This window comes from Amycolatopsis japonica, assembly GCF_000732925.1.
GTDB lineage: Bacteria > Actinomycetota > Actinomycetes > Mycobacteriales > Pseudonocardiaceae > Amycolatopsis > Amycolatopsis japonica.
Genome location: NZ_CP008953.1, coordinates 4,962,295 through 4,973,161 on the forward strand (window position 1 = coordinate 4,962,295; position 10,867 = coordinate 4,973,161).

Consider the following 10,867-nt stretch of genomic DNA (forward strand, 5'->3'; position numbering starts at 1 on the left):
TGCCATGCGCGAACACTCCGACGATGCGATCGCCGACTTCTCCCACCGCCCGGTGGAGGTGGACGGCGTGACGAAGACGGTTCACGTCGCGGGTTCCGGCCCCGGCGTGGTGCTGATGCCGGAAATGCCCGGCATCAGTCCCGACGTCCTCCGGTTCGCGCGGTGGGTGCGAGACGCGGGGTTCACCGTGTACGTCCCGTCACTCTTCGGGGTCGACGGTGCCTATCCCGCCGCCGAGGCAGGCGAAGAAGTGGTCCGCCGCGCCTGCGTCAGCGCCGAATTCCGGGCGTTCGCCGGAGGCGGCACCAGCCCCGTCACCCGGTGGCTGCGCGGGCTCGCGCGGATCGCCCACGCGGAATGCGGCGGCCCCGGCGTCGGCGCGATCGGCCTGTGCTTCACCGGCAACTTCGCGCTCACCATGGCACTCGAACCCGCCGTGATCGCCCCCGTGGTCAACCACCCGTCACTGCCGCTGGACGACCCGGGTGGCCTCGAACTCGGCGACGAGGACGCGGCCGCGCTCCGGGACCGGGTCTCGCGCGACGGCCTGAAGGTGCTCGCCTATCGCTTCGAGGGCGACCGCTGGTGCACCGGACAGCGGTTCGCCGCGTACCAGGCTCTTCTCGGTGACGCCTTCGACGGGCGCGTCCTGCCGGACACCGCCGCGAACACCGACCCGCCGCCGTTCTTCCGTGACGTGGTCGGCAGCCCGCACAGCGTCGTGACCGCCCACTTCGTCGACGCCGAAGGCCACCCCACGGTGCGGGCCAGGGACGAGATCCTCGCGTTCCTCACCAAGCGCCTGTAGAAACGAACGGCCATGGCATCGAGAGGAGAACGACATGCGCCGAGCCGACGTCGCCGACCACAGCGCGATCGTCGACCGTGTCCAGCGGTGGTGGGGCGACTCGCGCACCCCCGCCGAAGCACGCGAACTCTCGCTGCTGCTGCCCAAGCTGTTCCTCCAGTTCTTCTCCAGGACGAGCCTGGTCCTGGAAGACGAAACCGGCATCAGGGCGTTTCTCGTCGGCTTTCACGCCCCTGACAACGACGTCGAGGCGTACATCCACTTCGTCGGAGTGGATCCTGAACTCCGCGGACAGGGGACGGCGCGCCGCCTGTACACGACCTTCTTCCGGCACGCCGCCGAGGAGGGCCGCACGGAGGTCCGCGCGATCACCTCCCCGGCGAACACCGGATCCATCGCCTTCCATCGCGCCATGGGATTCACGCTCGAAGACGGCGGCCGGGTGATCGACGGTCTTCCCGTGCACGGCGACTACGACGGCCCCGGCCAGGACCGGGTGTGCTTCTTCCGGAAGCTCGCCGGCTAGCCGTAGATGGAGGCCGCCCATTCCGGGTGGTCGATGAACGGGTTGCGGTTGTGCTGGAACTGGTCGTAGATGACCTGGTTGCGGCGCTGCTCGGTGGCGTCGGGCGGGTCCTGGGTGTTCCAGGTCAGCAGTACCGAGAGCCGGCCGATGTTGGGCTTGGAGCCGTTGTCGACGGCGTCGTTGGGTTCGAGATCGGGGAAACCGTCGGTGCCGTCGTAGCGGACGGCCATGTACAGGATCATGCGCGCCACGTCGCCCTTGACCGCGTCCCGCGGCTCGAACGAGTCGTCGTCGGTCAGGCTGCCGGGCGCCTCCTCGACCGGAGAGCCTCCGGCGTCGAAGTCCTTGTTCCCGCGGGTGCTGTTGACCGACGCGTCCTCCGCGCGCAGGTGATGCAGGTCGGTCCCCGGCCCGACGGCCGTGCCGAAGTCGCCGTGCGACTTGGCCCAGACGTGTTCCCGGTTCCAGTCGTCGACTCCCCCGCCGTTGGCGGTCTTCGCCTGCGAGCGGCCGCTGTAGAGCAGGACGACGTTCGCCTTGTTGGCCGGATCCTCGTCGGTGGCCCTGATCCCGTCCCACACCTGGTCGTAGGTCAGTTTGGTGTTGGTGCTGATGATCTTGTGCAACGCGGCCTTGAGTTCCGGGCCGGTCTTGCCCAGCGCGTCCTGGTAGTAGTCGTCACCGGACACCGGCCCCGCGAGAGACGGTGGCACGAACGCGAGCCCCGCCGCGGCGCCGAGCGCGAGAACGAAGGAGATACGGCGGGTCGGCTGCATGCACAGTTCCTCTCCCCAGAGGCGCCTGCCCGGATCGTCGTCCGCTCGACCACGACCCTGGCAACGCACTAGTCAGCTAGTTGGAAAAATACTGTCATGTCTGTCAACACCCACTTTCGGCTGGTGACATCCGCCGCCGGCCACGCGACAATCGACGTTCTGATCGTGACTCACCGGAGGGCCGTGTGGCCGAGTTGAACGAGCAGATCCGCGACTGGGTCGTGGCACCGAACTTCTGGCATCTGGCCACGGTGAACCAGGACGGTTCGCCTCAGGTCTCCCCCATGTGGATCGACGTCGAAGGCGGCTTCATCGTGTTCAACACCGCCATCGGCAGGGTGAAGGAGGAGAACCTGCGCCGCGATCCTCGCGTCTCGTTGTCGTGCCTGGACACGGTCGATCCCTACGACCGGGTGGTGATCCACGGCCGGGCCGTCGAGTTCGTCGAAGGCGACGAGGCGGATCGCTGCATGGACCGGCTGGCGAAGAAATACGTCGGCACCGACCGGTTCGAATGGCGAATTCCCGGCGAACGGCGGGTGAAGGTTCTCGTCGAGCCGACCCGCGTCCGCCATGTCGTCGGGGTCGAGCCTTTCCGACGGGGACGTCTCGGCTGAGGCGAGTCCTTTGTGGACGCATGCGACGGTGATGCAACCGAATGACCCGCCCATTACGTCCTCGGCACATGAGATGGATCGCAGCGTGCCTCCTCCTGGTCCTGGCGGGATGCGGCGTCGGCACCGGGCCCGGCGCAAGTCAGGTGAAGCTGGAGGCCTTCGTGGAACTCGGCTCGGCCCCTCGGCCGGCGGGGTTGAAGTCCGCGGAACTGGGGACGGCCGAGGGGCAGGAGTTCCAGCGCATCCTGGAAGGCGCCAAGGTCGCGAAACCGGACGAAGTCCGTGCCGCCTTGTCGTTCGCACCGCCGTCCGATCGGCGCGCCTTCGCCTTCGTCATGCCCGGTTGCGCCGAGGACGGCGCCGAAATGACCATCGAGCGCGACACGCTGAGGGCGGAACTCACCGGCGGGGAGAACGTCAATTGCGCTACCGCGAACTACTTCCTCACCGTCTTTTCCGTGGACCGCGACTCGATCCCGGCGGCACCGACGTTGCTGCCGCGCTGACCCCGCGGCTACGCGACAGGATCAGGCAGCACCAGAGCAGTGTGCGCCGGACGCCCCGTATCCGGCGCCAACGCGGTCAGGCCCCGAAGCCGGTTGTCTCGCCGCGCCAGGGCTTCGGCGGTGACCGGGAAGAGCGCCGCGTCGCCCACGCCGACCTGCGCTTGGTTCAGTTCGACGAACTCCCGCGTCTCCCGTTCGTAGGCATCGAAAGCGCCGGTGGTGGCCAGTGACCTGGCGAGCATGTACGCCCCGACGAGCGCGAGGCTGGTGCCCTGTCCGGTCAGGAACGACGGCGCGTAGGCGGCGTCGCCGACCAAGCCGACCCGGCCTTGGGACCAGCGCGGCAGGTGGATCTGGCTAACGGTGTCGAAGAACAGGTCGTCCGCGTCGCGCAGGGCGCCGATCATGGCCGGGATCTCCCAGCCGTCGCCGTCGAAGGTCGCGGCGATCAGGTCACGTTGCGCGCCGGCATCGCGGAGTACCTCGTACGGCGGTTCGGGGCGGGCGGCGACCAGGAATCCGTGCACCTTGTCGCTTCCCTTGACCGCGTAGAGCGCCGCCCCTCGGCCGGGCGCGTTCCAGATCACGCCCTCCCGTGAGAGGCCGAATTCGTTGGGCATGGTGAATCCGGCGAAGCAATATCCCAGATAACGGTGGAATCGGTGCTCCGGGCCGAAAACGAGCTCCCTGGTGCGCGAGTGCAGGCCGTCGGCACCCACCACCAGGTCGAATTCGCGCCGCGTTCCGCCGCGGAACGTGACTTCGACGCCGTGTTCGTGCTCGGTGAGCGTTGCGATCGAATCGTCGAAGACGTACTCCACGTCATCGCGCGTGACTCCGTACAGGATTTCCGCCAGATCGCCCCGTCGCACCTCGACGTCGTGTCCGTCGACCCCGCCGGTCACCGTCTGCGGATTCAGCGAAGTGACCTCGCCGCCCTCGCCGTCGACGAAGGTCAGGGAACGCGTCTCGATATGCGCTTCCCGAAGCAGCGGCAGGATTCCCATCCGGCTGGCCACTTCCAACGCCGTGCCGCGGACGTCGATCGGATAGCCGCCGCCGCGCACCCCGCCTGCCTTTTCCACCACCGTCACGGAGAATCCGTGCCGTCGCAACCAGAACGCGACCGCGGGACCGGCGATGCTCGCGCCGGAGACCAGAACCGTGCCCTTCATGGATTTCCTCATTTCTCTCAGAGAGACGCCAGTGCTTGTGTTTCCTTGCCGGAACGCGACTTTCGCACCAGCAAGACGACGAGGACCGCGGCCATCGCGAAGGCGACGGAAGCGATCGTGATGTAGCTGAAGACACCCGTTCCCGAGTTCACCGTTTCGCCGCCGACGGATACGGCGGTCGACTTGAGCACCGCGGCGCCCACGAAATCCAGGACCACCGAACCGATCGCGACCACGACCATCACCAGGCTGGAGACGATGCCCTGCCGTTCGGCGGGCGCGAGGCTGCCCGCCAGGTTGAAGCCGGAGGTCCCGAGCACGCCGACCGTGAAACCCAGCAGGAAGGCGAAGAACACGGCGACGGGGAACTGCGAGACACCGGCGAACATCCCGACGGTCCCCACGGTTCCGAGCGCGATTCCGCCCGCCAAGGTCATCGCCGGCCCGACCCTGGTGGCGAGCACTCCGGCGACCGGGCCGCCGATCATGACGCCCACGCCGGGCGCCGCGAGCAGCAGTGCCAGCGCTCCCTGGCCGGCCAGTCCGTACCCGAGGCCCTGGTCCGCCGAAACGTCGCTGACCAGGGGAATGAGCTGGAGCATGCTCTGGCAGGAGCCGGTGCTCAGTACGAGCACGAGCAACGTGAGCGCCAAGGGCGCCCCGATGTTCCGGATGTCGATCAGCGAATCGGGCCTGCGGCTCGCAACCAGGAGCCACCGCGCCAACGCGGCGCCGCCACCGGCGAGCAGAACCAGCGGAGCGAAGGCGAACCAGCCGAATTCCGAGCCGAGGCTGACGTAGGCGAGCACTCCGGCCAGGCCACCACCGAGGAGCAGCGCGCCTCCGACGTCGATCCGGCCCGGTGTCCTGACCACGGATTCGGGAATGACGCCGCGCACGCAGATCGCCATCGCGATCGCGACGACGGCCGAGACGACGAACAAGATCTGGAAGCCGAACTCGGCGGCCAGTTTCTCGGTGAGGAACCGGGAACCGATGTTGAGCACCGCGGACCCCGAGGTCACGATGCCGACGACGACCATCGCGATCCGGGGCGCGCAGAGCTCGCGGACGATCGCGACGGAAAGGAACAACGCGGCCACGGCCGCGCCCTGCAGCAGACGTCCGGGTACGAAGACCCACAGATTCGGTGCCACTGCGCAGACGAGCGCGCCCGCGCAGCTGAGCAGCAAGGTCAGTACGAGCACTTTGCGTTTGCCGTGCACGTCCGCGCTCTTGCCGAGCAGCGGCGCCCACATCACCCCCGCCAGCATCGCGCCGGCGTTGAGCCACGCCGTCTGATCGGTGCCGAAATGGTCGAGCATTTCCGGGAGGACGAGCAGCGGCGCGGTGATCGCCGTGTCGACCATGAAGTTGACGAGCACCAGGACCGCGACGAGGCCGACGAGCCGCCCGCTCCATCTGGTGTGTGGTCCTGCGCCGATCCTGCTGTCCTGCATGAAGACTCCTTGTGCGGGATTCAGGGAAAGGCGGGACCCCCGCCTCAAAAACTACACTACACGGTGCAGTTTTCTTGAGCTGAGAATACGATGAGAACATGGCGACCCCGCGAGCGACCGCGCGAACCCCGGGCAGGCGTCTGCAGGCCGAGGCCAAGCAGGCGGCGATCCTTGACGCCGCCGAGGCGTTGTTCGTGTCGGACGGCTACGAACTCACCAGCGTCGACGCGATCTCCGCACGGGCCGGGGTGTCCAAACGCACCGTCTACGACCACTTCGGCGACAAGCAGACCCTCTTCCGCGCTGTCCTCGGCCGTGCCAACGACGCCGTGGTCGCGACCGTGCGCAAGGCGATCGACGAGGAGCTCACCGAAGACCGCGACATCCGCGACGCGTTGCTCGGCTTCGCGCGGCGGGTGACGACCGGGATGTTCCCGACTTCGGACTACGCGACGTTCCGGCGGCTGGGTTCCCAGGCACCGGTGGCGCCGCGGTTGCCGGAAGCGGCACGTGACCAACCGGAACGGATGATGGAGGAACGGTTCGCGAAGTTCGCGGCGGACGGCAAGCTTCGGGTGAGTGACCCGCGACGTGCCATGCAGCATTTCGTCGCCCTGACCATGCGCCTCGTCCTCGACGTGACGGACGAGGACCAGACGGTGGGCAAGGCGGAGATCCTCGGAATCCTCACCGACGGGGTGGACGTGTTCCTGCGCGCCTACCGCTGACGCGCCTTGTCACCCTTGAGAGCTACCCGCGGGTGTCCTCCGCATGGTGACGATTCCCGGCCGCCGGATCCGTAGCGTGCCAGGTGAATCGTTCCCCTGTACCAGGAGTTCACCATGTCCCGTAAGGCATCCGCTCTGCTCGCGCTGTGCTGCGCACTGGCAGGCGTCGCGCTGTCGGCTTGCGACGAAGCCACGGAAGCGGAATCCGCGTTCACCGGAACACAGAAGATCAAGGTCGGCGAGCGTTCGGTGAACGTGTCGTGCGCGGGGAACGCGGCCGAAGGGCGGCCGGTCGTCGTCCTGCTGCACGGCGGGGGCGACGATCTCGGGAAACTGAGCGGGCTCCAGAACACTCTTGCCGCGCAAGGCCGGGTCTGTTCCTACGACCGGCTCGGCGCGGGCGCCAGCGACCAGCCCGACGGGCCGCAGAGTTTCGAGAGCACCGGGAAGATCCTCACCGGCGTACTCGACCAGGTCGCCGGCGGCGAGCCGGTCGTCCTGGCCGGGCATTCGCTCGGCGGGCTGATCGCCGCCAGGTACTCCCCCGACCACCAGGACCGGGTCAAGGGGCTGGTGCTGATGGACGCCACCTCGCCGACCCAGGAAGCCGATCTGCGGCAACGGATCCCGGATTCGGCCACCGGGATGGCGGCCGAACTGCGGGCGCAGACCTTGGCGGTGTTCGCGGGACAGGGCCCCGAAAAGCTGGTGGTCACCGACGCCGAAGTCCGCCCCGCCGGGGACATCCCGGTCGAGGTGATCCAGCACGGCAAGCAGTACCTCGCGGCCGTCCCCGAGTACGGCGCGGGCCTGGAGCAGGCGTGGTCGGAGGGGCAGCGGAAGTGGCTCGCACTGTCCGGCCGCAGCAATTTGAGCGTCGCGGCGAACAGCGAGCACTACATCTATGTCGACCAGCCGGACCTCGCCGTCCGGGCGATCCAGCGCGTCGCGGACGAGGCCAAGTCCGAATAGGACCGGCGTGCCGTGTTCGCTGGCGGGCTGAAGGCTCCCTTCACCGCGCCTGATGCGACGAAGGACGCCTTCGACACAAGCCGGATGCGGGGTCGCGCGGTGGCGTTTCGGCGGCGAAGGACCCGATCGCGATGTCCCCAATGTCGCATCTGTGACGCTGAGCGTCACAGATGCGACATTGGGGACGCCTCGTCACCGCACGGCTGGTCAAGGGGTCGCAAAATGTGGCGTGTTCGCGTGCCGTGTTCACTGACGGGCTGAAGGCTCCCTTCACCGCGTCTGATGCGGTGAAGGGAGCCTTCAGCCCAGGTCCAGTGCGAGTCGCCCTCTCGTGAAGAGCAAGGCCACGCGCCCAATGTGGCATAGGAGACGCTCAGTGTCCCCAATGCCACATTGGGCGCGGCATCGCGGCCCGGTTCAGGTGACGAGGCCGTGACGGAAGGCGTAGATGACCGCCTGCACCCGGTCGCGGAGCCCGAGTTTCGCGAGCATGCGCGAAACGAACGTCTTGACGGTCTCCTGGCTGATCATGAGCGTCGCGGCGATCTCGCTGTTGGAATGGCCGTCCGCGATGAGCCGGAGGACTTCCAGTTCCCGTGGAGTCAGAGGGTTATCGGCCGGGCCTTCGTCCTCGGCGGGCCGGATCCGGGAGGCGTAGCGGCCCACCAGCTGCCGCGTCACCTCGGGATCCAGCAGGGCGGCGCCGGCGGCCACGGTGCGGATCCCGTGCAGCAGCCGGTCGGGCGGGCTGTCCTTGAGCAGGAACCCGCTCGCACCGGCGCGCAGCGCCCGGTAGACGTACTCGTCGAGGTTGAACGTGGTGACCACCAGGACCTTGCCGGGTTCGGCAACACCGGCGCCCGCCAGCAGTCGGGTGGCTTCGATGCCGTCGAGCACCGGCATGCGCACGTCCATCACCACGACGTCCGGGCGTAGCCGGGCGGCGAGGTCGACCGCGGTCCGGCCGTCACCGCATTCGCCCGCCACGTCGAGGTCGGGCTGGGCGTCGATGATCGTCACCAGGCCGGTGCGCACCAGCATCTGGTCGTCGCAGACCAGCACCCGCGTCGGCGCGGTCACGACGGGTTTCCCGCGGGAATGCGGGCACGGACGGAAAACCCGCCGTCCCCTCGGCGGCCTGCGCTGAATTCGCCGTCCAGGACGTCGATCCGTTCGCGCAGCCCGGCGAGGCCCCGTCCACCGCCCGGGGAGTCCACTGTGGACATTGCTTCCTCCGTGTCCACCGCCACGGTGATCTCCCCGGCTCCGTGACGCACCAGCACCGAGGTGCGGCTGCCGCGCGCGTGTTTCAGCGCGTTGGTCAACGCCTCCTGAACGACGCGGTACGCCATCGGCCCGGCGTCCCCTGCGGTGGGTTCGCCCTGCTCGGAGAACTCCACCGGCTGTCCCGCGCGGCGTGTGCGCTCCACGAGGGTCGGGATCGCTTCGGCGCCGCGGCCGGGATCGATGACGTCGAGCAGATGACGCAGATCGGTGATGGCCAGCCGTCCGGTGTCGGCCACGGCGGTCAGGCTCTGGTCGAGCCGCTCGTCGGTGAGATACCGGGCGGCCTCGGCCTGCACGACCATCGCCGTGACGTGGTGGGTCACGACGTCGTGGAGTTCGGCGGCGATGCGGGCGCGCTCGGCCGCCCGCGTCTCCTCGGCGACCCGGCGGCGACGTTCCGCTTCCGCGACCCGGTTGGACCGCAACGCCGTCCCGATCCCCCAGGCCAGCACCAGCGCGAGATAGAAGGTCACGTAGCCGGTGAGGGGTTCCGTCCCGCCGAGCGAAGTGAACGCGATCGCCGACGCGAGGAACGCCGCGGTGGACGCGATCGCCACCACGCGGCGGTGCCGCTCCAGCCGGAGTCCCACCGTCAGCAGGGCGATCGGCAGTGCCGTGCCGGCGAACGAGTGATAACCGCCGAACTGGTCGACGGCGAACCCGAGCGACACCAGCGCGAAACCGGCGACGGGCCACCGGTGGCATACGACGAGCGGGACGCATTGCAGGGCGATCCCCACGACGGCCAGTGCGTCGTACGGGCGGTTCGGCAGGCCGCCGAACTGCGTTCCGTGGCTCTGCAACGCCGGGACCAGAGATCCCACGAAGAGGGTCAAAGCGATTGGGAGGTACCAGACCGGGCCACACCGCCACTGCCTCGAGACCCACCGAAGGTTGACCACGCAGCGGATCTTATTCCGAACGGGTGAATCGCCCGTATGCCGATCGGCGATGTTACGGGCGTAACATGGACCTGTGACTGGCGAATCCGACGGCCGGAACTGGCTGGTGATCAGCGTGTCCACCGCCGGCGGACCGGACTCGCTGCGGGTTCAGGTCTGGCGCAAACTCCGCTCCCTTGGCGCGCTCTACCTGCAGCAATCGGTATGCCTGCTGCCCGCGCGGGCGGAGGTGGTGCGGGAGATCCGCCGCCTGCTCGACCGGGTCCGCCATCAGGGCGGGACGGCCCGCGCGCTGCCGATGGCGTTCACCGACCCGGCCGAGGAGCGTGCGGTGATCGCCGAACTGAACGAGGCCCGCGACGCCGAGTACGCCGAGGTCCTCGAGCGGCTGCCCGAGCTTCGCCGGGAACTGGCGGACGAGCAGGCTCGCGGCAACGCCACCTACGCGGAAGTCGAGGAATCCGAAGCCGATTTGGACCGGTTCCGCAGCTGGCTCGCCAAGATCGCCGCCCGCGACTACTTCGGCGCCCCACGCGGCCAGGAAGCCCGTGACGCCGTCGAGCTGGCCGCAGCCGAACTCGCCGCCTTCGAGGAAGCCGCCCTACGCGCCGAAGCGCCCGAGATCCGGGCGGGGAAGCAGCGATGACCGGCTCGTTCTGGTGGGATCTGCTGCTCGGCATCGCCGGTGCGCTGCTCCTGGCCTGGCTCGCGCTCGTCGTGGCACTCGTGCTCGCCCGGCCGCGGGGCGGGCTGCTCCGGGAAGCGCTGCGGCTGCTGCCCGACGTGCTGCGGCTCATCCGCCGTCTGGCCGCGAACAAGACGCTGCCCCGCGGCGTCCGGATCAGGCTCGCGCTGCTGATGGTCTACCTCGCCCTGCCGATCGACCTCGTCCCCGATTTCATCCCCGTTCTGGGTTATGCCGACGACGCCATCGTCGTCACCCTCGTCCTGCGTGGCGTCGTCCGCCGCGCCGGGCTCGACGCCGTCCGCGCGCACTGGCCCGGTACCGACGACGGTTTCGACGCACTCGCCCGCCTGACCGGATTTCCCGCCGCCACCCCCTGATCCGTTTAGCGAGTTGTGCGCATTTCCTGTCGGAGGCGTAACAAC

At 68.6% G+C, this 10,867-nt stretch carries 13 protein-coding genes; 8 read left to right on the plus strand and 5 right to left on the minus strand.

Annotated elements, in window-relative coordinates:
- Positions 1-4: 4 nt before the first annotated feature.
- Together AJAP_RS22820 and AJAP_RS22825 are read left to right on the plus strand one after the other, a co-directional pair.
- A complete protein-coding gene (locus AJAP_RS22820) occupies positions 5-808 on the plus strand; it encodes a dienelactone hydrolase family protein (protein WP_038515095.1) in 804 nt (267 codons plus the stop codon).
- A 34-nt stretch (positions 809-842) separates the two neighbouring features.
- Positions 843-1,334: a GNAT family N-acetyltransferase gene (locus AJAP_RS22825; protein ID WP_038515097.1), complete on the plus strand. Its 492-nt coding sequence runs from the start codon at positions 843-845 to the stop codon at positions 1,332-1,334.
- On the opposite strand, the gene AJAP_RS22830 is transcribed toward AJAP_RS22825, so the two are convergent.
- Positions 1,331-2,110 (minus strand): endonuclease I family protein, encoded by a 780-nt coding sequence (locus AJAP_RS22830; protein WP_038515099.1) that lies wholly within the window; start codon positions 2,108-2,110, stop codon positions 1,331-1,333. The genes AJAP_RS22825 and AJAP_RS22830 overlap by 4 nt on opposite strands.
- A 185-nt stretch (positions 2,111-2,295) precedes the next feature.
- Between AJAP_RS22830 and AJAP_RS22835 the strand changes: the two genes are divergently transcribed.
- Complete coding sequence (locus tag AJAP_RS22835; RefSeq protein WP_038515101.1) at positions 2,296-2,727, plus strand: PPOX class F420-dependent oxidoreductase; 432 nt, start codon at positions 2,296-2,298, stop codon at positions 2,725-2,727.
- A gap of 68 nt (positions 2,728-2,795) precedes the next feature.
- On the plus strand, positions 2,796-3,233 hold the full coding sequence (locus AJAP_RS22840; RefSeq protein WP_038515103.1) for a hypothetical protein: 438 nt from the start codon (positions 2,796-2,798) through the stop codon (positions 3,231-3,233).
- Positions 3,234-3,241: 8 nt separating this feature from the next.
- On the opposite strand, the gene AJAP_RS22845 is transcribed toward AJAP_RS22840, so the two are convergent.
- Both AJAP_RS22845 and AJAP_RS22850 read right to left on the minus strand, forming a co-directional pair.
- A complete protein-coding gene (locus AJAP_RS22845; protein ID WP_202965543.1) occupies positions 3,242-4,408 on the minus strand; it encodes a Rossmann-fold NAD(P)-binding domain-containing protein in 1,167 nt (388 codons plus the stop codon).
- Positions 4,409-4,425: 17 nt separating this feature from the next.
- Positions 4,426-5,868, minus strand: coding sequence for an MFS transporter (locus tag AJAP_RS22850; RefSeq protein WP_038515107.1), 1,443 nt, complete (start codon positions 5,866-5,868; stop codon positions 4,426-4,428).
- A 98-nt stretch (positions 5,869-5,966) separates the two neighbouring features.
- Between AJAP_RS22850 and AJAP_RS22855 the strand changes: the two genes are divergently transcribed.
- Together AJAP_RS22855 and AJAP_RS22860 are read left to right on the plus strand one after the other, a co-directional pair.
- On the plus strand, positions 5,967-6,596 hold the full coding sequence (locus tag AJAP_RS22855) for a TetR/AcrR family transcriptional regulator (protein WP_051972564.1): 630 nt from the start codon (positions 5,967-5,969) through the stop codon (positions 6,594-6,596).
- A gap of 114 nt (positions 6,597-6,710) precedes the next feature.
- Positions 6,711-7,568 (plus strand): alpha/beta fold hydrolase, encoded by an 858-nt coding sequence (locus AJAP_RS22860; RefSeq protein ID WP_038515109.1) that lies wholly within the window; start codon positions 6,711-6,713, stop codon positions 7,566-7,568.
- Positions 7,569-7,985: 417 nt separating this feature from the next.
- On the opposite strand, the gene AJAP_RS22865 is transcribed toward AJAP_RS22860, so the two are convergent.
- The gene (locus AJAP_RS22865; RefSeq protein ID WP_038515111.1) at positions 7,986-8,648 is read right to left on the minus strand and encodes a response regulator; all 663 of its coding nucleotides are present in this window, start codon (positions 8,646-8,648) and stop codon (positions 7,986-7,988) included.
- A complete protein-coding gene (locus tag AJAP_RS22870; protein WP_228694564.1) occupies positions 8,645-9,679 on the minus strand; it encodes a sensor histidine kinase in 1,035 nt (344 codons plus the stop codon). The genes AJAP_RS22865 and AJAP_RS22870 overlap by 4 nt, the downstream gene beginning before the upstream one ends.
- Before the next feature lie 151 nt (positions 9,680-9,830).
- On the opposite strand from AJAP_RS22870, the gene AJAP_RS22875 reads away from it, so the two are divergent.
- Both AJAP_RS22875 and AJAP_RS22880 read left to right on the plus strand, forming a co-directional pair.
- Positions 9,831-10,403 carry a Chromate resistance protein ChrB gene (locus AJAP_RS22875; RefSeq protein ID WP_038515115.1) on the plus strand — a complete coding sequence of 191 codons (573 nt, stop codon included), beginning with the start codon at positions 9,831-9,833 and terminating at the stop codon, positions 10,401-10,403.
- Positions 10,400-10,822 (plus strand): YkvA family protein, encoded by a 423-nt coding sequence (locus AJAP_RS22880; protein WP_038515117.1) that lies wholly within the window; start codon positions 10,400-10,402, stop codon positions 10,820-10,822. Before AJAP_RS22875 ends, AJAP_RS22880 begins: the two co-directional genes overlap by 4 nt.
- The last annotated feature ends 45 nt before the right edge of the window (positions 10,823-10,867 follow it).